Here is a 26,854-nt window from a genome sequence, read left to right as displayed (position 1 = left end):
AGAAAGAACAGCGTTTGGCCAAAATGAAGGAGTTTGAACAAAAGCATTCCTTTGATAAGGTGTACAAATTAAAAAAAGAAGTGCTGCAGGAATTAAAAGAGCTCAATTTGACTGATTCTCAACGTGAGAAATTAACCAAGCTTGAAAAGACTTTAGACACGGAGAAAAAGGATCATGACAAGCAGAAAAAAGAAGAGAAATCACAGAATGGATTTACGAAGTTTTTTGCACGGAATAGTGGAGCAAATTCTTCAAAAAAACAGAAAGAGACACAAGAAATGGAACGTTAAAAAAAGCAAAGTTTAGACGGAATGGGAGGGCTGAAAAGCTCTCCTTTTTCATATCGTGGAGTGAAGGAGGGATTTAGGTGGGAGAACGAAAATACGTCAAGGAGGAGGAGGTTATGAAAGCCAGAGACATTGATTTGTTGTCGTATCTGGAAGCCAAAGGCGAAACCTTTGTAAAAGAGGGAAAGTATTATCGTCATACGGAACATGATAGCTTACTCATCAAAGGAAATATGTACGCTTGGAATAGCCGGAATGAAACAGGATACGGGGCAATCAGTTTCGCTCAAATGTATTATGGGATGTCGTTCCCGCAAGCTGTATTAGATATCAACAAAGGCGATTATAAAGAGCTTTCTCATTCTCACGAACAGCACACTAATTCCAAATCCAACGAGCCTTTTCGCTATCCAAAAGAGTTAGAAGTGAAGGATCAAAGCAAAGCAAAAGACTATCTCATAAAAGAACGTAAAATAGATCCTCGATTAGTTGACTGGCTCCTTCAAAAAGATTTAATCGCCCAGGACAAACGGAACAATGTGGTGTTTAAATGGCGTCAACATGGAGGTAAAGGAAAAGTGATTGGGGCAGATCGACAAGGAACAGCTTCGATAAAAAATAAACGAGGTTCTTTTAAACAAGTCTTACCGAACGATAACCCACATACAGGCTTTTCAGTTGATGTTGGTCGCCCAAACAAGATTCATTTCTTTGAAAGCCCCATTGATCTTCTTTCTTATTGGAGTATACAGGAGACTCAATTGCAGAATACACGTCTTATTAGTATGAATGGCTTAAAACCTAAAACTGTTGCTCAGTCTTATATTGAAGCTCGAAGAGAAGGCTTAAGCATTAAAGAAATGGTGTTAGCTGTCGATAATGACCAAGGAGGAAAAGAATTTATTGACAAAATGCACCAAATCGTTAATGCTGATTTAATAAGAGTAGATATTCCAGAGGGAGCGAAAGATTGGAACGAACAGTTAAAGAAGAATGGAAAAAGCATTCAACCTGTGGCATCACGTCTCCGGAATAAACAAACAGAACAGGAGCTTTCAATGAATGGATAAAGTGTTTCAAAGTGTATTTTATCTTTTTCTTATCATCATTTTATTTAAGCTTTCTCAATTTGCTTACCGTGTCATTCGTGAACGGAGGTATATGAAAGAGTTAGCCCAATCTGGTATGCCTTATATTGATAAGATGGATGGGTATCAATTTGAGGTATATTTGCGAGCACTTTTTCAACAACTAGGATACAAACCACAGATAACGCCAAAATCAGGTGATTTTGGGGCTGATCTAGTGATGAAAGGTAAAGAAAAGGTTGTGATTCAAGCCAAACGGTATAGTGCTAAAAATAGGGTCAGTCTTTCAGCAGTACAAGAAGTGTATGCAGCAAAAGCTTATTATAAAGCGAATCAAGCGTGGGTCGTGACCAATAGTTATTTCACGAAACAAGCAAAAGAATTAGCAGCTGCATGTGATGTGACCTTAGTAGATCGGGCGGATCTTCAAAAGTTTATTAATGAAGTCAATCCTGTCTTTAAGGCACGAGAAATCTTTGAAAATATCACACCGGAACCTCGTAAATGCCCAAAATGTGGGCAAGATTTAGTTGTTAGAGATGGAAATGGCACTCGCTTCTTTGGCTGTTCCTCTTTCCCTTCTTGTCGTCATACGGAAAAAATTAATAAGGAAGTAAGTAAGAACAGACCTTCATTATAGTAGGGTCTGTTTTTTTCTTACTCTAAAAAGGAGCCGATGTTAATGGAGAAGGTAGAAATAGCAAATGAGCTATTAAAAAATAGTGAAAATGACTATATAAGGGCATTAATAAAGAATTATCTCTTAAACTTTGAAGAACTTGAACAAGGGAAATGTGAAAATGAAATGTTAATACGTTTTCACAATTGTGTTTCTTATATAAACAAAGTGGACTTTAATATTACTGGATGGATGTTGAACGAGATTCCTACCTTTTATGCTCATTGTTTTTGGAATAAAAAAACGAATGAAGCATTTGATTTAGGAGTGTGGGCTATAGGGGAGGTAATACCACGATATTTAGATAGTCAGGCAAATGAACAGGATTCTAAAAATATAGAAGAAGCAATAAAAAAATTTATAGTTCCAAGTCTTACTAGATAAACAACTATAAAATATTTACCTACTGTATAGCGCTGATATTTGCATCGAATGAGCAGTTATACGCAAAATAAAAGTTAATTTTGTCAGAGAACGTTTCTCTGCAAGGAGTAGAACTGAAATAGTGCCTAATAGAGAATAAAAACAGGGGGATTTCAAATAATATTAATAATTCATAAATAATGGAGGTCGTCTATGCGTTCAAATAATAATTTTGTGACACTACTGTTCTTCTCTATTTTGGGTATGGTTGCTACCATTGTTTTTAGCAGTGTTATTATTTCTCAGAATAACCGTCTATTAAGGGAAAGAAAACAAAGATAAAGATAAAAAGAGGTCAATTTGTTGTAAAGCAAAGTTGGCCTCTTTATTTATTAAATAATCGTTGCGATAAGCATCTGTCCATTTGGAAGGTGCTTTTTTCGTTTCTTATAAAAATATAAAAAAGAGGAGAGTTTTTATGAAGAACATTTTTATGAAATCGATGATCATTCTTACATTATTAATGGTCGCATTATGTGGAGTAAATCAGGGGAAAACAGAAGCAGCAAGTAAACCAGCGAATCAAGATTTAATCATCATTAACAAATATTACAACAAGCTTGCGTATTTTCATAACGGCTATATTGAAATTGTTGATCCAGTAGCAACGGGTAAAACGTGGGAGAAAACACCTGTTGGCTTTTTTAAAGTCGTGAACAAGATTAAGAACCGCCCTTACTACACAGGACATATTCCTGGGGGCGATCCTCGCAACCCATTAGGAAAACGTTGGTTAGGATTAAATGCAAACGGTACGTATGGCGATACATACGGTATCCATGGCAACAACAATGAAAGTAGCATTGGAAAATATGTAAGTCAGGGTTGCGTGAGAATGCATAATGCAGATATTGAAAAGCTTTATGATAAAGTTGAAGTAGGCACACCAGTTGCGATTACTTATTCCTATAAGAGCTTTGTTGATCTCACTAAAGTTTATGGATATACGTTTAAAGGCTATAAGTTAAAAAATAACTAATAATTAGGCAGCATCTCGTTTTTATTACGGGATGCTGCTTTTTTTTTGTCTTCTTTCCATATAGCCCTTATCATAGAAATAGATGAAAAATATGGTGAAGGAGGATATGATTATGCGAGCAAAAATCGAAAAGGCTAAACATGTGGTCATGTTTAGAGCTACAGGAGAGTTTTATGCGCATGAGGTCAATCAAGATAAAATAAGAATGGGTTTTTTTGTCTGTCCTTCATGTGAAGTCACAGTACATTATAAACACGATCATTTCTTTTCCCGTGAACATAAACGAGATTGTATCTATGTGAAAGAACAATTTAAGAAAAAAGCCTACTAGGTAAATGAAGATTCAATGATTTTATATGGAACTAAGGAGAAAAGGGGGGAAACGATATGAAAAATCATGTTTATCAAAATGGACGCTTAATTCAAACGAATAAAAAGTTTTCCGCATTAAAGCAAAAGCAGAAAGAATGGATAACGAACGAATTAAAACAACGTTATATTAGTGCGATCAACTATCCTCATACCAAATTAAACCCCAAGAAACGAGACCGAGTATTAGATGAAGTTTATGATCTTATTGTAGCGAAGGATACATGGATACCTTTTCATGAAGTGAAAAAACATTACTTTAGAAAAATCCCTTCTTTTATAAGCAGTCATCGAAAAATGATGGAAAAGCAAAAAGACGACGAAACTGAGTAATTATTTTTAAAGGGGAGTATCTAATGAATGTAGAAATAGGGTTTCTTCGGAAAAGTTATATAAGTGAAGTTCCAGCAGACGGTGATTTTTTTCCATTTGGAATAGATGGAGAAGGATCTTATATCATAGAGTACTACGAAAGCCAAGAGTTAGATATAGAAGTCTTTTTTGACAATTGGATGGCACAGTTAAACAGATTTCCCATATACACACTTTTTTCATATGGGAAAGTCGATGAAGAAGAAATAGATCATACATTTTCATCTGCTAATATTGAGTATGTAAAACTTAAAATAAAAAGGAAACGCTTTATTAAATCTAAAGTACAAGACAATAAGCAATTTGAAATTGTTATGTCTTACTTATATAGACAAGGAAGTATCAATGATTTTGCTGGTTGGTCTCTTTCTGAAGACTTATTTAGCTTTGACAAACGAGATATGAAAACCTTATTTGGGAGAAGAAAAGTTCATATGCCCGTTGTTACACTTCAAAAAGACTCTACAATGTTTTGGATTTGTTATGATGGAAGCTCTGTTATTTCCATTTCTAATGCCACCCTATTTTCTACATTTGATTCAATTATTAGCTCCTTTCCAACAGGTGTTAAAGGAATTAAATCTGAGTATGAAGAGTAATTTCAGATTGTATATCGCATTCACTACTAGTTAACATAGTTCAGGTTCTCCGAAATAAAAAGCCTTTGTAATTTACAAAGGCTTTTTATTATAGATAGTTCAAGAAGGTACACCTTTTTAGGCTATAAAAAAATCAATGATATTAATTCTATTTAATATTAAAAATAGATCTTTTTAGACGTTCAAAAATAAATAGACCTTTTTATACTTTTTGTCCTATACTTAAACTATCTATTATAAACAAGGATGGTTTTCACAATGGGAATTAATTTTGGATATATTCGTGTAAGTACCAATGAACAAAATTTAGATAGACAGTTAGAAGCAATAAGACCTTATCTAACAGATGAAAAGTATCTATACAGTGATAAGGCGAGTGGGAAGGACATGGAACGCGACGGCTTTCAAAATATGCTGAAAGCACTGAGAGATGGCGACACACTGTATATTAAATCCATTGATCGTCTAGGCCGGAATAAAGCACAAATAAAAAAATATTTAGAGCAGTTTAAAAAAGAAGGAATCAGAATCAAAATTATTGATTTACCTACGACTATGCAAGAGGTACCAGAAGGTCAAGAGTGGGTCATAGACATGATCAATAATATCATTATAGAGGTTTATACATCTATGGCGGAACAAGAGCGAGCAACCATTTTACAGCGCCAACGAGAAGGAATAGCCGTTGCTAAGGCAAAAGGGAAACATCTGGGTCGCCCAATCATTGCCTTTCCTAAAGAGTGGGATAAGTTGTATAAAGAATGGAAGTCTGGAACAATCACTGCTGTCGCATTTATGAAGGAAATAGGCATGAAAAAAGCGACGTTTTACAATAAGATAAAGGCTTATGAAGAAAATAAGTAACTATAACAAGAAATAAAAAGAAGCCTAAGCTGAATTTATAAGATATCAGATTAGGCTCTTATTTACATTGTTTTCTTTATATGACCGTTTTTACCTTTTTTACTTACAAATAGACCAATAATTAATACAACTATTCCAAGTTATACACGACATATTCCTGGGGGCGATCCCCGAAATCTTTTAAGAAAACGTTGGTTAGGGTTAAATATTTATACATAAGGCATTCATAGTAACAACAATGAATGCTGCATTGGAAAATATATAATCTAAGGTTGCATGAGAATGCATAATGAAGACATCGAAAAACTTTATGATAAAGTCCAAGTGGGTTACATCGGTTGCTATCAATTATAGCTACACATTCAAGGGGTACCATATGAAGGATATCTAAAACTAAATCAAAAAGAAAGTATGTGTTCTCTTTTTTGTGATTATTTTAGGAGAAACTAATAATTAATTTCGGTATTGAATGAGTTACGGCAAGACATACAGTCCCAGTTATAAGTCAAAACTATTTTCGTTTCCAATAAGCGTAACGTTAATTAGAACATTTCATAATAATACTATATAAACGTTAATAGTAAATGTGTTACAAACAGGACTAAAGTTTCAAAAATTACAAAATATTCTAAAAATAGTTTATTTTTAGGTAATAAAAAAGTAAAATAATGGTTGTGATATACAAAGGGGGATGATGTTATGGAAAAAGCTGTTCTTTTATTCTCAGGTGGACCAGACTCTACTACACTAGCTTATTGGATTAAGGAAAAAGGGTACGATTTAAACACTTTAACTTTTAATTTTGGTGAAGAAGAAGGAGAGGCTGAAAAAAGGACTGCACAATATTTTGCAAGTGAACTAAATGTTCCTCACAAATTTGTTAGCTTTGAAAAGGTTATGCGAGATTTTTATATGGGCGATGAAGACCCTATCCATATACTTAGAAAAGCAGCAACAAATGATGCACCTATAAAAGCTTTTGGTGCTGGTGTTGCAATATCTTTAGCAGCTTCTTATGCAGCAGAAATCGGTGCTAGTCATCTATTCTACGCTGTTCATAAGGATGACACCGTTTTTAGAGAAAATAATAAAGAATTTTTCCAATTAATTTCGAAAGCAATTTCGATTGACCTTGGAAAAGAATTTACTGTTCATACCCCTTTCCTAGATAAAACAAAAGCTGAAGTTCTAAAAATTGGACATGATTTTGGAATACGTCTTGATGAAACCTGGAGCTGCGCTACAAATAGTTCTATTCATTGTGGATCTTGTGCACCTTGTCAGGATAGAAAAAATGCATTTAAGCTAAATAATCTACCTGATAGTACACTATATAAAGAGATCACTTCCAAAAGCGAAACTCTACAACTAGACACTAAAGCATAAATTTAAAAACTGTTAAAAACCTATCTTTTGTAATTTATTAAAGGTAGGTTTTTTTATTAAATGATAAGGAGTAACTAAATGTTAACCTTAAAGAATATAAATAAAACGTTTGATAATAAGACTGTAATAGAAGATATTTCTTTACAATTTAAAGAAGGAGAAATTGTAAGCATAGTTGGACATAATGGAGCTGGTAAGACAACTTTAATGAAAATTATTACAGGTTTAATATTACAAGACTCAGGAACAGTCGAAGTTTACAATCAGAAAAGAAATAAAAAACACTTGAAAAAAATGTCATTATTATTTGAAGGAAATAAAAACTTTTATTCAGAATTAAATCTATACCAGAACATTCAATATTTCTATCGGCTAAGGGGCTTTAAATACTCAATTTCCACACATAATAATGTAGATAACTATTTGAAAGCGTTTAATTTATATGAATATGCTAAAGAGCCTGTTTATAAACTGTCACGTGGTATGCAGCAAAAAGTTTCAATCATTTTAAATTTTGTACTCCCCAGTACAATTATTTTGTTAGATGAACCGACATTGGGATTAGATGTTTTTTCAATAGAAGAATTTGAAAAGCTTATTGTTCAAGCAAAGTTAGAAGGGAAAATTGTCCTTATAACTTCTCACCAGCTTGATTTATTACAGAGACTTTCTGATAAATTAATAGTTCTTCATAAAGGGAAAGTCTTATTTGACAATAAACCGAATGTATTTCTAACAAAATATGCTCCTACAATATACACATTGAAGTATAATCAGAAAATTCCAGAATTTGATATAGCTAATATAACTTCCTTAAAAAGGGAATATAAAATTTTAACCGAAAAAAATGAAATAGTACTTCCCTACTGTACTGATTTAAAGTTATATGATTACTTAAAATATTTAAGCTTAGAATATATTGAAAGTATAAGTACAAACGTCCCCAAATTAGAGGATGCTTATAAAAAGTTTTGGTCCAATGAGGAAATAATATGATAGAAGTTATAAAAGGGAATATTATAAAAGAAGTACATTTAATTAATAATCGTAAAATAGGTATGCTTTTTACTGTTTTAAATTCCTTTTTACTTTTCTTTGCCTTATATATGTTATTTAACAATATTGTACAAGCAAATGACAATGCAAGGTCTACTTTTATCATAAGTTATGTGTTTTGGTATTTTTCTCTTTCCGTAATAACCGATCCAGGATGGGTTATTGTAAATGAATCATCTAGAGGAACTATTGAACAATGGTGGTTATCTCCTTATCCTTTTTGGGGAATACTTTTATCCAAAATAATAGCTGGAAACCTCGTGAACTCACTTAGGACTATAATGCTGTTAATATTAATAATGATTACAACTAGACCTGATATTCTATTTAATTTACAAACAATTATCATTCTATTTATAGCTTTAGTAGGTATGTATGGTGTTGGATTTATATTGGCAGGGTTCTCCATAATGTATAAAAGGATTCAAGATATCATACCAATCTTACAATATATACTTTTAGCAACTATTTCTTTACCTGCTATTAATCATGTCTCTTTTACCTTAATACCTATATACTCTAGCTCTATCTTATTAAAAAAGAGCATAATAGGTAAAAATATAGCTTTTTTTGAATATGGCTTGTTTACTGCATCATCGGTATTAGTCTTTATTTTAGGAGTTCTTTTCTTTATATGTTGTGAGAAAAATGTTAGAAAAAAAGGAAACCTTAGTAAAGTGTAGGTGAAGATTTTGAAAGAATGTATATTCTGCAACATAGTAAACAAAAAAAGTAGTGCTCATATTATTTTCCAAGATGAATATGTAACTTCCTTTCTTGATATAAACCCAATTACAAAAGGTCATACCCTCCTTATTCCTAACCAACACATAGAAAGATTAGATCTTATAGAGGATGAGGAGCTAGCATATCATTTAATGGGTTCCTTAATAAAAGTATCAAATATCCTTATTGAATCGGGAATATGTGAAGATTTTTCAATAGTTCAAGATAATGGAGAGCAAGCAGATCAAGATGTACATCACCTTCACTTTCACATAATACCCAGATATATTATGGATGGAGTAAGCTTAAATTTAGAAACTAATAAGATTTATTCAAGTAAGGAGAATTTGTATAACACTTGGAAGGAAATTTACAAGCCTATGAAGTAATTACGTCCTATATGAGGAATTTGATAAAATTAGAACATCTTGAACTGACTCAGCTAATTTGAAAAAATAATAAGTATATTTTCTTTTTATTAATATAAAATGTACAGTTTTATAATATAGAATACAAAGACAAAAATAAAAAAACAATTTCTATAAATATAATTTAATGTTATTAATAAGAGTAATATTAAAAATATTTTATTTAAAAATACTTTTAATATTACTCTTATTGTAGAAAAATTGGTTCTTTTTCTACAAAGTATATACAATATACAACAAATATGGCCCAGTGACAGGGTAGGAATATTTTGTGGGAAAGTCGAAGTTGTTTTATTGAATAACAACTTCGGTATCGGATTTTTGAAACTATTTGAACATGATAGCATTCACGAAATAAGGTTTGCAAATATTCCAATAATATAGGGTTTATGAAGTGTTGTTCGTTAACAAGATGTTATATGACATATCCGAAAACTCAATTTCAAATTTTCCTATACAGTGACAAGGTGTTTTTTGTTCGAAAGGAATTTGTAACTTTTTAATAGAATAATGATGAAGATGATCAGATAATAAATTTTTACACATAAGGAGATAAAACTATGGCAAAAAACAAATTATTAAGAATGGACAATGTCAGCATCGTTGTAGAATCCCTCGATGACGCAATTTCTTTCTTTGAGGAGATCGGCTTGAACCTCGAAGGGCGAGCTACTGTCGAAGGTGAATGGGCTGATCGCGTAACCGGATTGGATTCTCAGTGCGTAGAGATTGCTATGATGGTTACCCCAGATGGCCACAGCCGAATCGAACTTTCGCGATTTCTTACCCCCTCTACTATATCAGATCACCGGACTGCTCCTGTAAACGCCCTCGGTTATTTACGCGTCATGTTTACCGTTGAAGACATTGACGAAATGGTATCCAGACTCACTAAGTATGGTGCTCAGCTCGTTGGCGAAGTGGTTCAGTACGAGGACTCGTATCGGCTCTGCTACATTCGTGGAATTGAAGGACTTCTAATCGGTTTGGCGGAACAACTGGATAACAAATAAGTAATTGGCGTTTTATAAAAGGCCTTTACTGAAATATACATTACTGAAGTAAAAATATTTAAAAAAAACTCTTATTCAATAAAAGGGCGCTTTTCTGGAGGAAGGAGTGCGCCCTTTTCACGTCTACGTATTTATAGCAAAGACCATCTAACGTCCAATCAAGTGATTTTTTTAGTTTTTATTACTAATTATGTTTTATTATTCCGAATAAATAGTAGTTAAAGAATTTTATCATTCAATTAATGATATAGATTCTCCATATGTTCTTCTTTTTGCTATCTATAAAATGACTCCATCTTTCTCCTTGGCTAATATAATCATTAAACGTAGCATTCTTTATTACAATATGACCTCCACATTTATCTGCCAATTGTTTAGCAGACTCCTCATCAATGGGAAATGCTAACGATTCATCATTAGTAAATTCGTAACTGGATACCTCTTTCTTTTTTACGTCCTTATACGAATGGTATACGTAATATAAATTACCTACCTTCATAAAATAGTATGGATACTCTCTGTTAGGCAACTTACCTCCCTCCATTTCTGCATCCTTTAACTGCTTTATAAGTCACTATTACTATCTTACTTGGACTTAAAAAGGCAAAATCCTTCTACGCCAAAGGATTTCCTTTTTCTTGTGTTCCGGAAATGATGATTATGGTAACTAACTTTGTATAGAGTATTCATTATTCTTTTGCTAATTCTTCTTCCTCAATATCAGGGAGCAAAGGACGATGAGATATAGAAGATGAAAGGATGATAGATGTAGTTACTTGTCCATAAGGAATAAGTTTATCTACTAAGTCTTCTAAAAGATGAATAGAACTTACAGCTGTTTTCATAAAATAGCTATCCGTTCCCGTCACTCGGTGACACTCAAGAATATCTTGCTCATTTTTTATTTTTTCCTCAAATTCACGACAACCACATTTAAGATTACCTATTTGGATAATTGCTTGTACACTTTTCCCAATTGCTTGTGGAGATATACGAGTAGTAAACCCTTCTATTACACCACTTTCTTGAAGGCGTCTTAACCGTTCATTGATGCTGGGACGACTAAGGTGCAATTCTTTAGAAAGTTGAATAATGGTCATTCTACTGTCTTCTTGAAGAAGTTTAAGAATCTTATAATCGATGTAATCCACGTTTTTCACCTCTTTTTTCACTTTTGCTCATTATCTAAACGATTTTTATCCAAAACCAAAACTACAATTCCATTATTTGTACATTTATGCATATAAATATACCTTATTGTTTTCTATAATGCTAGTAGACATGAAGATATGGTAAAAGGAGGAGATGGATTGGATAAATCATTAAAACAGACAATTTCGGCTCCACAGGGGGTAGCACTATACGTAGGAGCTGTTTTAGGGTCAGGAATTCTTATTTTACCAGGGATGACAGGCGGAATTGCTGGAGCTAATGCCCTTATTTCTTGGATTGTGATGATATTGTTAAGTGTTCCCTTAGCTTGTACATTTGCTTTTTTATCGATTGATCATCCTAGCTCTGGAGGTGTAGCTACTTTTGCTAATAAAGCCTTTGGTCATTATACAGGTGCCTTGGTAGGGTGGTTCTTTTTTATAGCAGGTAGTATTGGACAAATTATTGTATCTTTAACTGGTGGAACTTACATTGCCTTTGCTTTTCAGTTGCCTCATTACGTTGCTTATATCATTGCTGGAGCTTTACTTGTTATTTCTGTGACAGGAAATTACTTTGGGTTAAAAACGAGTGGTAAAATGCAATTAGGAATAGCTGCTCTTACATTTTTCATCCTATTGGGCACTATCTTTTTAGCTATTCCATCTATTCGTTATGAAAACTTAGTTTGGAATGTTGGCCCTAACAGTATTAAGCCCATAGCTCAATGTGTCATGCTTATTTTTTGGTCTTTCTTTGGCTGGGAAGCTATCTCAAGTTTAGCTCCAGAGTTTAAGAACCCTAGAAAGAAAAATATTCTCATTTCCACCGTGGGAGCAATTGTAATTGTAGGTATTCTTTACATAGGCATTGCGTTTGCTGTCATTGGGACAAATTCCTACTCTACAGGCGCTGAAAACATGAATGAAGCCATGAATCATGCATCACTCTCAGAAGTAGTCACCAAGGGAATTGGAAAAAATGGAGGCTGGGCGACTGGAATCGTTGCCTTTACGATATGTTTAGGAACAATGAATGCGTTTGTGGCTAGTATGAGTCGGTTAGGATATTCCTTAGCTAAAGATAACATTGCACCCTCATGGCTAAACAAAATTAATGAAAAATATTCTACACCAACCCGTGCGGTATTAGTAGTAGGTAGTATTGCTGCAATTGGTTTATTAGCGAGCTACATTTTTAAAGTTGAATTAGAACAACTTGTATTTATTCCAAATTCGTTAGGAATTGCAACGTATATAGTGGGATCTGCAGCAGGAGTAAGATTAATTAAACACCTTTTAGGTAAGGTGTTTGCAGCCATTGCTTGTATTTTATGTTTCATTGCTTATTTCTTTGTAGGTTCTTTTCTTTTAATACCCATATTAGTATCTATATGTTGCCTCTCTTATCTTTATATAAAGAGTAAGCAGTCTAATAAATTAGCTAAAGAAGCTTAGTCTAATCAAAAGCAGACCTTTAGATTTATGAAAGGTCTGCTTTTTTGCTGCAGATAAAGTATATTACGTGAACAAGAAAATCCTTTAAACAAAAGGTCTGGAGGGTATTTTTATAGAAGTATAGTTAAGTTGACTACTGATACCTTGTGTAATGTCGAGAATGAATAGTGAAATAGGGGGAATTTCAAATGTCACATCACTCATTAAAATTGTACGACTACCATGTATGGGCAAACCAAAAAATTTTCGACCGATTAAAAGAACTTTCTGAGGACATTTACGAAAAGGAAATTCAGAGCGTTTTTCCTTCTATATCAAAGGTGATGGCGCACATTTATGTCTCTGATAACATATGGTTAGATTTTATTTCTGGTAAAAAATTTGATGAAGTATATGCGTCGGCTGATCAATTGAGAGAACAGATGGAAACGAAAAGAATCGAGGAAGTAGAAACGATGTTTTGCGATTTATCTGACCGGTACAAAGCCTTTCTCGATCGTCAAGAAGATATGGAAACGGCCATTGTACTTGAAACCCGATTTGCTGGACGACTCGAAACTCGTTTATCTGACTTAGTACAACATGTTGTCAATCATGGAACATATCATCGTGGCAATATCACAGCTATGTTGCGGCAATTGGGCCATCCTGGTGTTATGATTGATTATGTTTTATATTTATATGAAAGGGATACGAAAGAGTAGTTTTTCCTCTATTGAGGATATACTAAATAATATTCTTAACAAAGTTTAGAATATTATTTATATAATCAGTTAACAAATCGTGTAATAAATGAAACTTTTCAAGGATTGGCTCAATTAAAAAGGCAACAAATCTTAACCTTTATAGATAATAAATAAAAAGAGAAGAGATACTTTAAGTACTCTTCTTTTTTTTATGTGTTCCTATTCTGAATTATGTTAACTAACTTTGTATATAGCACACAAAGATAAATTATAGAAAAAATGATAGTATATGGATAATAGATAAAAAATAGAATAACGGGGGATATCAATGAAAAAGTGGTGCGTAGCTTTGGTTAGTGTTTTACTTTTTATTTCTTTAATTGGATGTCAAAGTAAAGATGAAAAGCCCTTAGATTTTTCTGGTAAGGGAGATCATTGGTCAACAAAAGTGATAGTAAAATCAAGTGGAGATAAAAAAGAAAACAAAAAAATTAATTTAACTTATATAGGTAATGATTTAGATTCTGTTGGAGAATTTGAATTTAAATTAGATGCACCAAATGGTCAATGGGGAATGGGTGCTATTAAATTAGACAAAGAAGGTAAATTTGAAGGTGAAAATAATATGAACGTTAGCGAGAAAACTTCTAAATCTAATCAATTAGTTCTACATATTGAATGGGGTAATCAATCTGAAGAGGTTGTTTTAGAAAACGAATAAGTTCTCAGAAAACCAACCATGTATTCACGGTTGGTTTCTTGCTTGTAATACTCTTTACATCAACCCTGGTATACGATATGTCTAAAACTAGAACTTTTGATAAAATGGAATTAATAGGAATTGCGGAGATTAGGAGGTAGAAGTGAATTTTTTTAAAACGATATTGCGAAATAAAAACTTAAGTATTGTATTGGGAAGCCAATTAGTATTTCAATTAGGTATATGGTTCGGAACAATTGGAAACCTGCAATTTTTACAAACACATGTCGAATCTCATTTTTTTCAAGCGTTTTTTCTTGTCATTGGAGGGATTATAGGCGTTATCATCGGTCCATATGCTGGACGTTATATAGATGTTACGCTCAAGGTTAAGGTATTGAGATTAGTAGGAGTAATGAGAATTGTTTCTGTTATAGCTATGTTAATTGCTATCTATACAGGATCGATTTATTGGATGATGATATATAGCATAGGGATTGGCTGTTCTGCTTCATTTTTTAATCCCACAATACAGACCATTTTACCTTCAATCGTTGATAAAGAGGATCTGATTACGGTTAATGCAATTAATATAAATATCATCACATTATCAAGAATCTTTGGTGCTGTATTAGCAGGTTTATTACTAACGGTTGCACCTTTATATGTATTGTTTCTAATTGCTCTTATTGCCTATCTTACTTTGTATTTTATCAACTTTTTGCTAATTGTTCCTGAAGCCTTGCATCAAAACGTTAAAAAGACTAAGACTAAATTTAAAGACATCTTTCCTATTATTCTAAGAGATCATTCAATAAAGATTGTGCTAGTAGTATCTATTATTCCCCTCATTTTCATTTCTGGATTTAATTTATTTGTCATTGAAGTGGGTAAAGGCCAGTCTGGTTTTATTATGGGAATCCTCTATTTTGTAGAAGGCACAAGTATATTAGTTGCGGGATTATTTATAAAAAGGATAATAAAACGATATAAAAAGCATGTACTCATTCTGTTGTTTGCTTGCTGCTTAATGGGAATAGCTCAACTTCTATTGTCATTGACAAGTATCTATATAACAGTCTTAGCATTTGGTTTATTTGGTTTGGCGTACGGCATGTTTAACCCTCTGCTATATACATATTCTCAACAAAAAGTGCCTTTAGATATCCATGGACGATTTTTTTCATTTAAGACCATGATTGATCGAACCATTATGCAGCTATGTCTTGTGGTAATTGGTTTTTTACTTGATCAAATAGGATACAAAAGTTTAATGATGTTATTAGGTCTATGTACTTTCACTTTAGTTTTTTCTATTTTTATTGATTCTAAGCGTTCTAGGAATAAAAATAAAAATAAGTATTATCAGGGTTAAAATAAGGACAGAGCTTGTGGAATCAATGCTCTGTTCTTATTTTGGTTCCGAGATTTTACATTATGGTAACTACGTTTGTATATCTTATACAGCCTAAAAAGCGAAAAAACCTACTAATCATGGACGATAGTAGGTTTTTCTTTTAGCTTATTTATAGTACACGATGAAGGATTGAGAATGAACATCTCTCCGCCTTTTCAATAGTGTGCTCAAAATTTTAATTTTTATGCTTTAATAGATATCGACTTGTACTACAGTATCCGTTGTGGATGTGTTTCCCCTATAGTAACCATGTAACTGAAAGAGCTTTAAAAGCTAACATTTTCACCTTACTATCTACTTTAAATGTCTAGATCTGTCACTGCCCCTTTTGAAGCAGAAGATACAAGTCGCGCGTATTTTGCTAAAACCCCTGATGAGAATTGAAGTGGAGGTTTAATCCAGTTATGCCGTCTCACTTCTAGATCTTGTGAGGAGATATCAAATTTGATTTCCTGCGTTTCACTATTAATAGTGATAATATCTCCTTCCTCTAATAAAGCAATTGGCCCTCCAACTTGAGCTTCAGGCGTTACATGTCCAACTACGAAGCCATGAGAACCTCCTGAAAACCTTCCATCTGTAATTAAAGCTACTTCTCCCCCAAGTCCTTTGCCGACTATCATTGCTGTAACAGACAACATTTCCGGCATTCCTGGTCCTCCCTTTGGTCCTGCATATCTAATAACAAGGACATCTCCCTTACGTATCTCATCTTTAATAATAGATTGGGTTGCCTCTTCTTCACTATTAAATACTCGCGCAGGTCCAGAAAAACTAAGCCTTTTTAACCCAGACATTTTAGCTACTGCTCCTTCTGGAGCCAAGTTTCCTTTAAGTACAACTAGTGGACCATTTGGTTTTAAAGGATTATTAAAAGGTCTAATAATAGTTTGATTTTCTTGCAAGGGTTCTATTTCAGACAAGTTCTCAGCCAATGTCTTGCCCGTGACAGTTATACAATCTCCATGTAGTAAACCTTCCTCTAATAGTAATTTCATGACCCCGGGAACACCCCCAATGCTATTAAGATCTTGCATAGCATATTTTCCACTTGGCTTGAGGTCAGCTATATGAGGTACTTTTACACGTATACGTTCAAAATCATCCAATGTTAAATCAACTTGTACCGAATGAGCGATGGCAAGTAGATGTAAGAATGCATTAGTTGAGCCTCCAAGAGCCATTACAACAGTAATTGCATTTTCAAATGCTTTTTTAGTCATAATATCTCTTGGATAAATCCCTTGTTCCAAAAGATTAATTACTCTTTTTCCTGCTTCCTTACATTCGAGTGCCTTATTAGAAGAAATAGCAGGTGTCGATGAAGACCCTGGCAGACTTATTCCAAGAGCCTCAGCAGCTGATGCCATCGTATTCGCTGTATACATTCCTCCGCATGCTCCGGGACCAGGACATGCGCTACACTCCACTTTATGTAACTCTTCGTCTGTTACCTTACCGTCGTGATATTGTCCAACTGCTTCAAAGGCACTTACAATATCGACTTTTTTTCCCTCTAAGTTTCCTGGTTGGATAGTTCCTCCATATACATACACAGCAGGTAGATTCATACGTCCAATGGCCATTAGACAGGCGGGTGTATTTTTATCACATCCACCTACAGCTACCAGGCCATCAAAACGTTCTGCGTTCGTAACAATTTCAATAGAATCAGCAATAGCCTCACGACTTGGCAGTGAGAACCTCATACCATCATGTCCCATTGAGATACCGTCAGAAACTGTGATGGTATTAAAAATCAATGGTGCTCCGCCATGGTTTTTAATACCTTCCTTTGCCTGAAGTGCTAGTTCATTGATATGCATATTACAAGGGGTTACTTCGCTCCATGTACTAGCTACCCCAATCATCGGCTTTTTAAAATCTGCATCCGTAAATCCTACCGCCCGCAACATAGCTCGGTTAGGAACGCGATTTACTCCCTCACTAATCACTTTACTTCGAATCCTCAAATCTTTTTTGTTATCCACTTCTATCCCGCCCTTTCTTTATTAAATTAATTCGTATAGCTCATGCATAGGTCTTATTAAGTTTTGTTTCATCATAACAGAAGCCTTTTCATAGTCACGTTCTTCCATTGCATCAATAATAGCTGAATGTTCTTGAACAGAGGCATGGGTACCACTCATCGGCTGTTTTAGAAATACATACTTGAACCGACGAATATGAATTTGAAGTGATGAACTAAAAGACGAGATGTAAGGATTATCAGAGATATCAATAATAAGATTATGAAATTGCTCATCTAATTCCATTGCTTCGTAAGGGGTTCCATTTGCAATAGCGTCACCAAACTGTGCATTTAATGTTTTTAATTGTTCAATCTGTTCAGGCAGAATGACTAACGATGCTGCTTCAGCAGCTAACGCATGTAGGGAGGAAAGGGTAGAATACATCTTCAGGATATCTTCTTTTTCAATATTCTTTACTCGTGTATCTTTTCGAGGTAACAATTCTACAAGACCTTGAATCTCAAGTAGCTGTAAAGCTTCTCTAATAGGGGTTCTACTAACACCTAACGCCTCTGCTAATTCAGCATCTACTAATCTCTCTCCCGGTAAAAGGGTTCCATCTATAATCCATCTTTGAATTTGAGAAAATGCTCGTTCCTTTGCTGACATTCTAACTTTTTTAGAAAAATTACTTGGTATTGGCACCAAAACTATCCCCTTTCTGTGATATATTACGTAATATATCACAGAAAGGGGATAGTTTGCAATATTTAGATAATTAAACTCCGAAATCATCTTAAAATTAATAGGGAATTTCTCTTTTTTTCCGTGATCTAACTCTTTTTTCTAAATTAACGAAACAAATGATAATAGAGTTGCTATTGTTAAAGCAAGTCCTATATAAAAATTAATTATCTTGCTATAACCTAGATAAGAAGAAATATAAAAACTGAACTTGTCAATATTTATTGGACACTAAGTTAGGCTACTATGATGAATAGGCTTTTTCGTATTCAATAGGGTGAAGGTAATGCAGAGAAGAATGCATTCTTTTGGTATTGTAATAGAGCTCTATGTATTTAAATACTTTTTTTCGAGCTCATTCATGCATTAACATAAGGATTTCCTTTTCTACTAACACTTGAGACAGCACCATACTTTTTCAGTATGGCTTGAAAATTACGACCTGTATATTGGGATCCCTGATCTGTATGGATAATTCAATTTGTCCCTGTAAAAGGTTTTATGTTAACTAAAATTAATCCTAAAAAGACAACTTTATTAGAAATGAGGATAGTTTGGTTGTTCTTAGATGTTAGAAGCTAAAATGTTCAATCTATAATATTAACTATATAGATTTTTTCTTCATTAACAAATATAGTTACCATGCATTAGTAAAACCACCTATAGCTATTACAATCACTATTAGACCTATGGCCATGTAAAGAAAGGGTCCCCTTTCTTTACACTCTAAATAGGTAGTGTAACTATTAAAAACGAGCGATGATCCTAACAAAACAAGGCCAAATGACTTCAAATAAAGTGAATGCTGAAAGTAAGAAACGATAGCTAGAATGGCTCCCACTACAGCCAAAAGCACATAAAATACCTTCAATACTTTAATATATGTCATGTATTTCCCCCTTTTGCATCAACCGTATACTATCCTCTGTTACCCAGCATATGTTTGTTCGATATGAATTTAGGTCTAATTTCTAAAAATAATCAAATAAACATTTGAATATTTTTAGAAATTGGCGCCATCTCTAGTTCTAGGTGTGGCTATTAATATTTAATTTCACTATCTGTAAGGTACATTAGGCAAAAATGAATTGTGCTTAATAAAAAAAGAAACCTTTGCTTATATAAGCAAAGGTTTTTTAAATTTATTGGAATAGGGGGAATACGTTATTAGTCTGGCCAGATTTGTAGATTCATATACATATATCTTTAAAAATAAACGGTGTAATTGCCTCTTTTATTAGAAAATACCTTTATTCAAGTAATGTTGTTAGTGGAGTAAATACTAATTTATTTAATATATTATTAATGTTCTACTATTTACTCTACCTGACGACAAATGTAGACTTTCCGAACTGTCAGTAAAAATCTTGAAAAGTTACATGAGAAAAACAAATAGAGATGATTGTTTGGTACATAAGGAATCGTTCTCTGTATATGTGTCGGAAAGAGATATTTCGTTAACTCCTGTTGTGTATCATATACAATCTAAATACGATTCTAGTCATTATTTTCATAATTTAATTTATTGCGTTTTTTTTTTATTTTCCAAAATACACTTGTGAGAAATGCGCTAAAAGCACCAATAGCAATTAAACAAAAAACAACTTGATACAAAATAAAATTCCAACTGTCCTCTAAAGAAAAGAGTGTAATTTTCCCTGAATCTACAACATCAAAAATAATAAACAATAAAACTATAGTAAGATATATAACAGGGAATTTTTTGAAGAAATAGCTCTTATAATTGCTGTTCATTTTATTCACCTCACCTTAATTCTACGATAAGTATATATATGTGTAAAGATATACCAAATATTCAATTAGAATCCTTTAGTCTATGTTATACGCATAGTATTTCTTATTTTTTGTATATTTTTAAAAATATCCCATATTTAGTTTATATATACAAATAATACATATATAATTCAAGGTGATATTTTAATAGAAAGGAAGTTATAAAGTGAAAAAGTTAGTGATGGTATTGTTTTTAGCTCAATTTTCAATTCTTTCACCTGTACTTATGAGTAGTGCAAGTGCCGAGGCTAAAGAAAATGAAGATAGTAATCCTTATTTAGAAGAATCGTCTATTAATGTGGAAGAAAATCAACCTGAATTAAGTGAATTCAGTGATCATGAGTCATTGCCAGAAGAGTATAAAATGGATTACTCTAGAGAATCAAACCCCTGTGATGGAATTTGTACACAGGCAGCAGGAACCGGTTTAGGAGCTAAAACTTCCGATACAGCGAAGTCTAGTATTATAAAAGGTGGAACCAATAAGATATACGGCGAAGTTTATTCAACTGGAAGGGCTCAAGATTTTTTCTATTCAACATTTAAGGGATATGGAAAAACGACATATAGTGGTACTAAAACGCCTAGTAGTATTAAAGCTACAGTTAAAGTAAGTGCTACTGGTGCTGCGCCAATGATTTCATCTGGTGGATCTACTTGGAGTATTTTAAGTGCATCAAGACAAGTAGCAAGTGATTCTAATTCAAAGAGTAAAAGTGCCACTGCAAATTATTCTAATGTTAAAATTCAAGCCATATCGACACTTACAGCTATTTTCAAAAATACATCTTATATTAAAGTTTCAGGAGTAGGTTCAGAAACTTGGACAGAAGATATATGGTTCTGGTATTAATTTACTAAAAGGGATGCTTCTATGCATCCCTTATTTATTTTAGGAGTGTTTCGATTGCAAAAAATAGCAATAATAGCTATCATTTTAGTTTTTTTTACAGGATGTATCAACCAATCAAAGAATCAAGAATCTAAATCTAGTATTAAAGATGAGTGGAATAGAAAAACCGTCGATTTAATCAATAAAGGAAAAATATCAAATAATGTTTATTTTGATTATTCAAGTTTATTGACTCAAGATACCTCTTTAGACGACACATGGAGATACTTGGAATCTTTAAAAGTTTTGAATATCGGATTGAACAAAAAGACTATAGATTATTTAAATAATGTTGAAGTTGAAAATTTACAAGAAAAGATAAAAGTTAATTATCTTTTAAGCTTTTTTTCAGTTAAGAAAAGGTATGAAGTAAATATAAGCTCATACTTAATGGGGATTATAAATGATAATAATACGAATTCTGAAAATAAGATTGAAGAAATATATTATTTAGCTTATTTTACTAATTTGGATGTCCAACAAAAAGATAAAGAAGCATTAAATAAGTTCTTAACAGAAACGCTTCAAAAAAATGTACCAAAAGATAATAATTTGATATATGAAATATTATTTATTAGTCATAAAATAAAAATTGACTATAGCAAATATTTTGATAAAAAAATCTATAAAGAGAATTTTTTAGATTTAGTTGAAAATAAAAGCAACAACATTATTGATATATACTATCTATATTTCATCAATAAATATTTAGAAACAAAATTAGTTTTTAAATATGACTATCTTATAAAGAAATTTCAAACACAGGATAAAGGTTTTAGTAAATCAAATAAAATAATTGGGGATAGTATAACTACATTTATAATATTAAAAATCTTAGAGAGTGAATCTAAAACGGATTTAATCGATAAGGGGTCATTAAACAAAACAATCAATAATAATTTGAATAGTAATGGTGGATACAATATTGGGCTAAATATAAATCCAGACAATATAAATACGACCTCCTTATTAGCTTTATTATCTTTAAAATATCTTAAATACGATATTAATACCGAGGAACACTATAAGTATTTATTAAAAGGAAATACGTTGAATTTAAGAGAGAAATATTTAGGGTATATGTTGATAAAAGAAGATATTACAAAAAAAGAAACACAAGCCCTTAAGAATGATTTAAATACAGCTATCTCACAAATTGCTGAAGCATATAATTTAAATAATAACATAGTAAAAAAACCAGATGTGATTGAAGCAATTTATTACTTAACAATATTTCAAAACGATTTGGATTTTGAGTTGAAGGATTTCAATAAAATAAGCTATATTACTAAAGCAATGATTGATTTTCAAGTAAATAATTTTAAAACGACTGATTCATATCTCTTAATGTTAGCTGTTGAAGTGGCTGTAAAATTAGATTATACATTTGAACAATCAACCATTGTCAAATATATTGTCACCAAATATAATAACGAAAAGCAAATATTCATTGTGAATAATAGGAAAGACTTTTTGCTGAACTATTCGTATATTAGGATTTTATTTTCATTAGAATACAAAGGAGAAATAGATTTAAAGGAGTCACTTCGAAAGTTTAAAGATGTAGATGCGGGATACAATACTATAGTTAATCATAAAGAAACGTCTTCATTAACTGTAACACTTTTAGGCTTGATGTTAAGTGATTTAATTAATGAACATTAAACTCATATTTAAAGAAGACGTATTATATGGGCAGTCTTTTTCTAAACTAATATTTTTAATAATTTACATAAATAAAGGCAAGACAGTAAAACTGTCTTGCCTTTATTGTTTTCTGAAACATCGTGAAGCCTTTGATAACGTTTACAAATTTTGTGCAGCATATAATAACAATTCCTCAATGTTTCTTTTACCTAATTCCTTCGCCTTTTGTTGTAACTCTTCCTTCAAATCACTTGTTACTTTCACTCGTACAATCTCTAAGTCGCTATCAATATAAATGCCACGGCTACGCTTATTAATTTTTCCTGAGACAAGAACCGAATCTAATAACTCCACGATTTCTTGTGCTGATTCTGTCAGTAATACCGGTTTAATTTCAATCAAAAATTGCTCTTTCTCTTCTTGTGGTGTAATTCTCATATTGGTCGGGCTTAGGTACTGATAAAATAAATCCATGAGTTTATAAAGCTGTGATTTCGCATAGGCTGTTTGCTTAAAGGCAAATGTAGCATAGCCTTCTTTGGTAATTGTTTTTTTCGATTCAATCTCATAGGCTGCTTCAAAACCTCGGTTCAACAACTCCTCTAATGTTACCTCTTCATGTTGTTCTGTAACTGCCATAATCGGATCTTCTACCGAGATGATACGAGCAGACTGCTCTTTTTCTTCGCCTTTCTTCACAAAAAGCTGAAATAGGGCCACATTTTGTTCAACGTGATAGAAATGACGCTTACTTGGCTTGCGCCCAACTTCGTGTGTGAGCTTAAACGCTTCTAGATCTTCTTCATTCACAAAATAACAATTAATGCCCCGGTATTCTTCTTGGAACGCCGGTAACAGTTCTTGCTTAATATACTTATTAACCGTTGTAACCGAGATATCAAGTTGTTGCGCTACCTCTTTTGTCGTAAGTCCAGGCTTCTTTAACTCTTCTTGTAAACGAACAACATCCTCGATATCAAATTCATAACGTCCTTCAATATGCCAATCATCTTTATTAATAGGATTTAACTTTTCTTGTTGAATATATGTATAAATCGTTTTCTTCGATGAAATAGATAACATTTCCATCACATCTTCAATGATAATAATTTTAGTAGGATTATCAATCATGATATACACTCCTTTTATATTTCTTATATTTAATAATATATTGTATCACATTTATATAAAGTTATAGATTTAAAGTTATTATTTTAGATATGTAAATATTATAACTAACTTATAAAAATATATGTTTTATTATTTACTTTAAGTGACGACAAATATGGGCTTTTTCTACAACTTATATAAAAGTTATACTATATTTAGAGAAAGTAAGTTTACACTTTTACTTTTAAATAAGATAAAATAAAGAAGTGATATCTATAAAAAGATAATTTAATGATGTACTTAATTATATAAATACTTGATATTTAATTAATATCTTTTGTACTTATATAACTATAACGGATGCTATTAGTAGTATTTAGAGGTTTTTTAGTGTCTATGTACATATGAACACATACATAATCTTAAATAGAGAAGAAACTGCCTTAATACCAGAAAGAGATATGAATAACATGATCCGTGGAAGGAGAGGTTTTATGAACGCTTTCTCTTTAATGAATATAGGAACAGAAGTTGGAGAGACAAAAGGAGATTTCAACAAAATTGTTTCATTGATGTTAGATACTACGTATTATGATGCTTTAGAAGAAAGAAATGAGCATCACCAGCGAAAAAACGAAGACATGTTCAGCGATTTTACAGATGAAGAAATGATGTACTACTATGTCCATCAACGAAAGCATATTCGAAAGAATCGAGAACGAAAAGAAAACACAAAGACCGAATACTTGCGGATTTTGTTGCAGTTTTATCAGTATGCGGTAGACAGTGAGTCATTCTTACGACAAGATGTAGACGATTATATAGAAAAAACGATTTTTAAAAACCTAAGACCTTGGCATATACGGAACTACCAGACATATTTAAGCACAGCATTGTTAGGAAAGGGTGGCAAACCCTATTCACCCGCAACCTTAGATGCTAAGATGACGATTTTGAAGAGTTTTATGAAATGGTTACATGATGCTGAGTATATTCAGTATCCGTTACATAAAGAAATCTTGAGCACCTCACTATCTGAACAAGAAATTCCAAATCGAGATTTGTATTACCATGAAGTCAAGCAGCTGTTAGACTATTACAAAGACCATCCTATCAACCATGGATTGTTAACCATGCTGGCCATGACAGGGCTTCGGGTACAAGAAATAGCCAATGCTTCGTGGGGAGATGTTTATCTAGACAGTTTAAGTGGCCATTATCGATTAAGAGGAGTAGGGAAGGGTGGAAAGAAATTTGATAAGTTACTTCATCCATCTTTATATGAACGAATCCTTGCCTTTCGATCACGACGCCATGTCAGTACGGCATTAAATACAAGTGATCAAGGACCATTATTTCCAGCCAAAGACGGAGGATATTATCAATATAAGAACTTAAGTAATTATATTGTGCGTATTATCGAACGAACGGAGTTACCTTTTGTGAAAGAACGGACTGATAGGATTACGCCTCATTATTTTCGTCATTTTTATGCGATTTATAGTAGGCAGCAGGGAGCAGATATCTTCTTAATTCAAAAAGAGCTTGGCCATAGTGACCGGAAAACAACCGAGCGATATCTGGAAAAGGTTCTGCAGCGAGAACAAGAAATTGGACTGATGTGGAAGGAGCAAGATTTTTAACCAGTATTTTATATCAAAATTGGAAATCCTCATTGTTGCGAGTTGACAATATATATCAAGAAAAGCTACTGATCCTTTTTCAGTAGCTTTTCTTGTCTTTTTAATATGTATCTTGTGCATATTTAGATCCACTTGTATATAAATCCCAATATTATACATAATAATAAAAAATTACTTTCTCAAAAGGGGCTTTCGATAGTGAATAAAGAACAAGTCATTGAAATTTATCAAGATGTTCTAGATAAGAGAAGAAAACGATTTCCGAATTATTTCTTTGTAGGTAATGAAGGAAAAAAATATATGCGCTATATGACATGCTATTTACTTGAGCAACGCTTATCGATCCCTATCGAGGAAATCCCTTTTCAAGTAAGCGCTAATAAATTGTGGTCTCATCGTCTCAGACCCCCTGCTATGCTATATGGATGGAATTATTATGAAGTCATTGATAATGCCTACCCAGGAAGATTTAAAGCTTGGCAGTTTCAACAAGTTCCTGATAAATATTGGGATGGAGACGAGGGGAAAAAACGGGCTATTGAAGCAGTAAAGTATGTAATAGAGGAAAAACTAAAAATCCCTCTTAAAGAAATTCCTATTCAGGTTAATATTCACTTTTTTAATCAACATAGCCTAGGAGGTGTCTTTTCCCTTTTCGGTCAATCCCCTTTTCAAGTAGTAGAGGCTGTTTATCCTGGAATTTTTAAACCCTGGCAATTTGCTCATGTTCCTATGAATTGTTGGAAAAATGAAAAATATATTCGAGAGGCAATGGAAGATTTTTTATTCAAACAGCTTCATTTCTCTTCTTATTACGAGGCTTTTCTCCAATTAAAGGGAAGTCATTTTACCGATTTTCAGTTAACGGGTCTTTTTCAAATGGCTTTTGATTCTAGAATGAATAATGTAAGGGAATGGATAAAAAACCAGCTAAATAATCTAGATGATGAATTATTTTATGTGAACTGAACCATTGATTAATGAAAGAACCGATTGAAACGGATAGCCTGAGCTACATTCCTATTATTGTTATCTCCTATTTAAAAAAATAGCGATTTATAAGTATGTAGTTACTTGCTTTGCTTTTTCTTCTTCATAAAAAGATATAAAGATTCAGCAAAAAAAAGAAAAAGAAGAAAAAAGAGCACAAATAATTCGGCAACCTCCATTACCCGAAAAGGACTCACGGCGTTATACAACGCCTGAGAAACATCAAATCCTTGAAGAATATCGATGCCTAAAGAAAAACCCATTAAGCATCCCATCATTAAAAGACTAATACCCATGATTTTCATATTTATCACGCTCCATTTAATAGGGTCTTCTCTTTTTTCTATGATGATACATAAATGTTTGTTGTTAATTTTTAC

The 26,854-nt window shown here is 32.7% G+C and carries 30 protein-coding genes and 1 pseudogene; 22 read left to right on the top strand and 9 right to left on the bottom strand.

Annotation, left to right across the window (positions count from 1 at the left end; all coding sequences use genetic code 11):
• The 14 genes from AC1DEF_RS25995 to AC1DEF_RS25930 form a co-directional block, all read left to right on the top strand.
• Nucleotides 1-290, top strand: a 290-nt coding sequence (locus AC1DEF_RS25995; RefSeq protein WP_477727649.1) for a guided entry of tail-anchored proteins factor 1, incomplete at its 5' end; no start/stop codon positions are given.
• A gap of 113 nt (nucleotides 291-403) precedes the next feature.
• Nucleotides 404-1,357, top strand: a complete 954-nt coding sequence (locus AC1DEF_RS25990) for a toprim domain-containing protein (protein ID WP_477727648.1) — start codon at nucleotides 404-406, stop codon at nucleotides 1,355-1,357.
• Nucleotides 1,350-2,015 (top strand): restriction endonuclease, encoded by a 666-nt coding sequence (locus AC1DEF_RS25985; protein WP_477727647.1) that lies wholly within the window; start codon nucleotides 1,350-1,352, stop codon nucleotides 2,013-2,015. The genes AC1DEF_RS25990 and AC1DEF_RS25985 overlap by 8 nt, the downstream gene beginning before the upstream one ends.
• A 42-nt stretch (nucleotides 2,016-2,057) precedes the next feature.
• Nucleotides 2,058-2,438 (top strand): hypothetical protein, encoded by a 381-nt coding sequence (locus AC1DEF_RS25980; protein WP_427076946.1) that lies wholly within the window; start codon nucleotides 2,058-2,060, stop codon nucleotides 2,436-2,438.
• Between the two features lie 457 nt (nucleotides 2,439-2,895).
• Nucleotides 2,896-3,456 (top strand): L,D-transpeptidase, encoded by a 561-nt coding sequence (locus AC1DEF_RS25975; RefSeq protein ID WP_477727646.1) that lies wholly within the window; start codon nucleotides 2,896-2,898, stop codon nucleotides 3,454-3,456.
• 112 nt (nucleotides 3,457-3,568) lie between these two features.
• Nucleotides 3,569-3,787, top strand: a complete 219-nt coding sequence (locus AC1DEF_RS25970; RefSeq protein ID WP_071277214.1) for a hypothetical protein — start codon at nucleotides 3,569-3,571, stop codon at nucleotides 3,785-3,787.
• A gap of 56 nt (nucleotides 3,788-3,843) precedes the next feature.
• Nucleotides 3,844-4,158, top strand: a complete 315-nt coding sequence (locus tag AC1DEF_RS25965; protein WP_471870238.1) for a hypothetical protein — start codon at nucleotides 3,844-3,846, stop codon at nucleotides 4,156-4,158.
• A 23-nt stretch (nucleotides 4,159-4,181) separates the two neighbouring features.
• A complete protein-coding gene (locus AC1DEF_RS25960) occupies nucleotides 4,182-4,796 on the top strand; it encodes a hypothetical protein (RefSeq protein ID WP_477727645.1) in 615 nt (204 codons plus the stop codon).
• 258 nt (nucleotides 4,797-5,054) lie between these two features.
• Nucleotides 5,055-5,660, top strand: a complete 606-nt coding sequence (locus AC1DEF_RS25955; RefSeq protein ID WP_477727644.1) for a recombinase family protein — start codon at nucleotides 5,055-5,057, stop codon at nucleotides 5,658-5,660.
• 699 nt (nucleotides 5,661-6,359) lie between these two features.
• Complete coding sequence (locus tag AC1DEF_RS25950) at nucleotides 6,360-7,046, top strand: 7-cyano-7-deazaguanine synthase (protein ID WP_477727643.1); 687 nt, start codon at nucleotides 6,360-6,362, stop codon at nucleotides 7,044-7,046.
• A 78-nt stretch (nucleotides 7,047-7,124) separates the two neighbouring features.
• Entirely contained in the window at nucleotides 7,125-8,042 is a 918-nt protein-coding gene (locus tag AC1DEF_RS25945) for an ABC transporter ATP-binding protein (protein ID WP_477727642.1), read from the top strand.
• Entirely contained in the window at nucleotides 8,039-8,785 is a 747-nt protein-coding gene (locus tag AC1DEF_RS25940; RefSeq protein WP_477727641.1) for a hypothetical protein, read from the top strand. Before AC1DEF_RS25945 ends, AC1DEF_RS25940 begins: the two co-directional genes overlap by 4 nt.
• A gap of 9 nt (nucleotides 8,786-8,794) precedes the next feature.
• The gene (locus AC1DEF_RS25935) at nucleotides 8,795-9,217 is read left to right on the top strand and encodes an HIT family protein (protein WP_477727640.1); all 423 of its coding nucleotides are present in this window, start codon (nucleotides 8,795-8,797) and stop codon (nucleotides 9,215-9,217) included.
• A gap of 599 nt (nucleotides 9,218-9,816) precedes the next feature.
• Nucleotides 9,817-10,269, top strand: coding sequence for a VOC family protein (locus tag AC1DEF_RS25930; protein ID WP_216885591.1), 453 nt, complete (start codon nucleotides 9,817-9,819; stop codon nucleotides 10,267-10,269).
• Nucleotides 10,270-10,504: 235 nt separating this feature from the next.
• Here AC1DEF_RS25930 and AC1DEF_RS25925 read toward each other — a convergent pair whose 3' ends face one another.
• Together AC1DEF_RS25925 and AC1DEF_RS25920 are read right to left on the bottom strand one after the other, a co-directional pair.
• The gene (locus tag AC1DEF_RS25925; RefSeq protein ID WP_477727639.1) at nucleotides 10,505-10,813 is read right to left on the bottom strand and encodes a hypothetical protein; all 309 of its coding nucleotides are present in this window, start codon (nucleotides 10,811-10,813) and stop codon (nucleotides 10,505-10,507) included.
• A gap of 145 nt (nucleotides 10,814-10,958) precedes the next feature.
• Nucleotides 10,959-11,420, bottom strand: coding sequence for an Lrp/AsnC family transcriptional regulator (locus tag AC1DEF_RS25920; RefSeq protein WP_477727638.1), 462 nt, complete (start codon nucleotides 11,418-11,420; stop codon nucleotides 10,959-10,961).
• Between the two features lie 159 nt (nucleotides 11,421-11,579).
• Here AC1DEF_RS25920 and AC1DEF_RS25915 point away from each other — a divergent pair, with 159 nt between their 5' ends.
• From AC1DEF_RS25915 to AC1DEF_RS25900, 4 genes are all read left to right on the top strand, one after another.
• The gene (locus AC1DEF_RS25915) at nucleotides 11,580-12,878 is read left to right on the top strand and encodes an APC family permease (protein WP_477727637.1); all 1,299 of its coding nucleotides are present in this window, start codon (nucleotides 11,580-11,582) and stop codon (nucleotides 12,876-12,878) included.
• A gap of 188 nt (nucleotides 12,879-13,066) precedes the next feature.
• Nucleotides 13,067-13,582 carry a DinB family protein gene (locus tag AC1DEF_RS25910; protein ID WP_477727636.1) on the top strand — a complete coding sequence of 172 codons (516 nt, stop codon included), beginning with the start codon at nucleotides 13,067-13,069 and terminating at the stop codon, nucleotides 13,580-13,582.
• 310 nt (nucleotides 13,583-13,892) lie between these two features.
• On the top strand, nucleotides 13,893-14,285 hold the full coding sequence (locus tag AC1DEF_RS25905) for a hypothetical protein (protein WP_477727635.1): 393 nt from the start codon (nucleotides 13,893-13,895) through the stop codon (nucleotides 14,283-14,285).
• Nucleotides 14,286-14,427: 142 nt separating this feature from the next.
• Nucleotides 14,428-15,639, top strand: coding sequence for an MFS transporter (locus AC1DEF_RS25900; RefSeq protein ID WP_477727634.1), 1,212 nt, complete (start codon nucleotides 14,428-14,430; stop codon nucleotides 15,637-15,639).
• Nucleotides 15,640-15,980: 341 nt separating this feature from the next.
• On the opposite strand, the gene ilvD is transcribed toward AC1DEF_RS25900, so the two are convergent.
• From ilvD to AC1DEF_RS25875, 5 genes and pseudogenes are all read right to left on the bottom strand, one after another.
• Nucleotides 15,981-17,672, bottom strand: a complete 1,692-nt coding sequence (gene ilvD, locus AC1DEF_RS25895; RefSeq protein WP_477727633.1) for a dihydroxy-acid dehydratase — start codon at nucleotides 17,670-17,672, stop codon at nucleotides 15,981-15,983.
• A gap of 21 nt (nucleotides 17,673-17,693) precedes the next feature.
• The gene (locus tag AC1DEF_RS25890) at nucleotides 17,694-18,359 is read right to left on the bottom strand and encodes a GntR family transcriptional regulator (RefSeq protein ID WP_477727632.1); all 666 of its coding nucleotides are present in this window, start codon (nucleotides 18,357-18,359) and stop codon (nucleotides 17,694-17,696) included.
• 283 nt (nucleotides 18,360-18,642) lie between these two features.
• Nucleotides 18,643-18,874 (bottom strand): annotated as a pseudogene (locus tag AC1DEF_RS25885) (IS3 family transposase); the annotation flags it as partial.
• Nucleotides 18,875-19,035: 161 nt separating this feature from the next.
• The gene (locus AC1DEF_RS25880; RefSeq protein ID WP_477727631.1) at nucleotides 19,036-19,287 is read right to left on the bottom strand and encodes a hypothetical protein; all 252 of its coding nucleotides are present in this window, start codon (nucleotides 19,285-19,287) and stop codon (nucleotides 19,036-19,038) included.
• A gap of 608 nt (nucleotides 19,288-19,895) precedes the next feature.
• Entirely contained in the window at nucleotides 19,896-20,153 is a 258-nt protein-coding gene (locus tag AC1DEF_RS25875) for a hypothetical protein (protein WP_154974344.1), read from the bottom strand.
• A gap of 205 nt (nucleotides 20,154-20,358) precedes the next feature.
• On the opposite strand from AC1DEF_RS25875, the gene AC1DEF_RS25870 reads away from it, so the two are divergent.
• Together AC1DEF_RS25870 and AC1DEF_RS25865 are read left to right on the top strand one after the other, a co-directional pair.
• Nucleotides 20,359-21,045, top strand: a complete 687-nt coding sequence (locus AC1DEF_RS25870) for a hypothetical protein (RefSeq protein WP_345936462.1) — start codon at nucleotides 20,359-20,361, stop codon at nucleotides 21,043-21,045.
• A gap of 54 nt (nucleotides 21,046-21,099) precedes the next feature.
• Nucleotides 21,100-22,749: a hypothetical protein gene (locus AC1DEF_RS25865; RefSeq protein WP_477727630.1), complete on the top strand. Its 1,650-nt coding sequence runs from the start codon at nucleotides 21,100-21,102 to the stop codon at nucleotides 22,747-22,749.
• 141 nt (nucleotides 22,750-22,890) lie between these two features.
• Here the strand turns inward: AC1DEF_RS25865 and AC1DEF_RS25860 are convergent, their stop codons facing one another.
• A complete protein-coding gene (locus tag AC1DEF_RS25860) occupies nucleotides 22,891-23,862 on the bottom strand; it encodes a helix-turn-helix domain-containing protein (RefSeq protein ID WP_477727629.1) in 972 nt (323 codons plus the stop codon).
• A gap of 473 nt (nucleotides 23,863-24,335) precedes the next feature.
• Here AC1DEF_RS25860 and AC1DEF_RS25855 point away from each other — a divergent pair, with 473 nt between their 5' ends.
• Both AC1DEF_RS25855 and AC1DEF_RS25850 read left to right on the top strand, forming a co-directional pair.
• Entirely contained in the window at nucleotides 24,336-25,484 is a 1,149-nt protein-coding gene (locus tag AC1DEF_RS25855) for a tyrosine-type recombinase/integrase (protein ID WP_050688695.1), read from the top strand.
• Between the two features lie 198 nt (nucleotides 25,485-25,682).
• On the top strand, nucleotides 25,683-26,453 hold the full coding sequence (locus AC1DEF_RS25850; protein ID WP_050688696.1) for a DUF4046 domain-containing protein: 771 nt from the start codon (nucleotides 25,683-25,685) through the stop codon (nucleotides 26,451-26,453).
• 101 nt (nucleotides 26,454-26,554) lie between these two features.
• Here AC1DEF_RS25850 and AC1DEF_RS25845 read toward each other — a convergent pair whose 3' ends face one another.
• The gene (locus tag AC1DEF_RS25845) at nucleotides 26,555-26,779 is read right to left on the bottom strand and encodes a YczF family membrane protein (protein WP_050688697.1); all 225 of its coding nucleotides are present in this window, start codon (nucleotides 26,777-26,779) and stop codon (nucleotides 26,555-26,557) included.
• Nucleotides 26,780-26,854 lie beyond the last annotated feature (75 nt).

This window comes from Priestia sp. 10L35, assembly GCF_056395685.1.
Note: the sequence above shows the minus strand (reverse complement) of the source record. Positions and strands in the feature narration are given on the sequence as shown.

Bases quoted from the DNA above. Each gene is read 5' to 3' on its own strand.
- AC1DEF_RS25860 (WP_477727629.1), bottom strand. From the start codon at position 23,862: ATGATTGATAATCCTACTAAAATTATTATCATTGAAGATGTGATGGAA.
- AC1DEF_RS25910 (WP_477727636.1), top strand. From the start codon at position 13,067: ATGTCACATCACTCATTAAAATTGTACGACTACCATGTATGGGCAAAC.
- AC1DEF_RS25880 (WP_477727631.1), bottom strand. From the start codon at position 19,287: ATGACATATATTAAAGTATTGAAGGTATTTTATGTGCTTTTGGCTGTA.
- AC1DEF_RS25940 (WP_477727641.1), top strand. From the start codon at position 8,039: ATGATAGAAGTTATAAAAGGGAATATTATAAAAGAAGTACATTTAATT.
- AC1DEF_RS25975 (WP_477727646.1), top strand. From the start codon at position 2,896: ATGAAGAACATTTTTATGAAATCGATGATCATTCTTACATTATTAATG.
- AC1DEF_RS25985 (WP_477727647.1), top strand. From the start codon at position 1,350: ATGGATAAAGTGTTTCAAAGTGTATTTTATCTTTTTCTTATCATCATT.
- AC1DEF_RS25845 (WP_050688697.1), bottom strand. From the start codon at position 26,779: ATGAAAATCATGGGTATTAGTCTTTTAATGATGGGATGCTTAATGGGT.
- AC1DEF_RS25960 (WP_477727645.1), top strand. From the start codon at position 4,182: ATGAATGTAGAAATAGGGTTTCTTCGGAAAAGTTATATAAGTGAAGTT.
- AC1DEF_RS25905 (WP_477727635.1), top strand. From the start codon at position 13,893: ATGAAAAAGTGGTGCGTAGCTTTGGTTAGTGTTTTACTTTTTATTTCT.
- AC1DEF_RS25950 (WP_477727643.1), top strand. From the start codon at position 6,360: ATGGAAAAAGCTGTTCTTTTATTCTCAGGTGGACCAGACTCTACTACA.
- AC1DEF_RS25970 (WP_071277214.1), top strand. From the start codon at position 3,569: ATGCGAGCAAAAATCGAAAAGGCTAAACATGTGGTCATGTTTAGAGCT.
- AC1DEF_RS25955 (WP_477727644.1), top strand. From the start codon at position 5,055: ATGGGAATTAATTTTGGATATATTCGTGTAAGTACCAATGAACAAAAT.
- AC1DEF_RS25875 (WP_154974344.1), bottom strand. From the start codon at position 20,153: ATGAACAGCAATTATAAGAGCTATTTCTTCAAAAAATTCCCTGTTATA.
- AC1DEF_RS25965 (WP_471870238.1), top strand. From the start codon at position 3,844: ATGAAAAATCATGTTTATCAAAATGGACGCTTAATTCAAACGAATAAA.
- AC1DEF_RS25980 (WP_427076946.1), top strand. From the start codon at position 2,058: ATGGAGAAGGTAGAAATAGCAAATGAGCTATTAAAAAATAGTGAAAAT.
- AC1DEF_RS25945 (WP_477727642.1), top strand. From the start codon at position 7,125: ATGTTAACCTTAAAGAATATAAATAAAACGTTTGATAATAAGACTGTA.
- AC1DEF_RS25855 (WP_050688695.1), top strand. From the start codon at position 24,336: ATGAACGCTTTCTCTTTAATGAATATAGGAACAGAAGTTGGAGAGACA.
- AC1DEF_RS25990 (WP_477727648.1), top strand. From the start codon at position 404: ATGAAAGCCAGAGACATTGATTTGTTGTCGTATCTGGAAGCCAAAGGC.
- AC1DEF_RS25930 (WP_216885591.1), top strand. From the start codon at position 9,817: ATGGCAAAAAACAAATTATTAAGAATGGACAATGTCAGCATCGTTGTA.
- AC1DEF_RS25925 (WP_477727639.1), bottom strand. From the start codon at position 10,813: ATGGAGGGAGGTAAGTTGCCTAACAGAGAGTATCCATACTATTTTATG.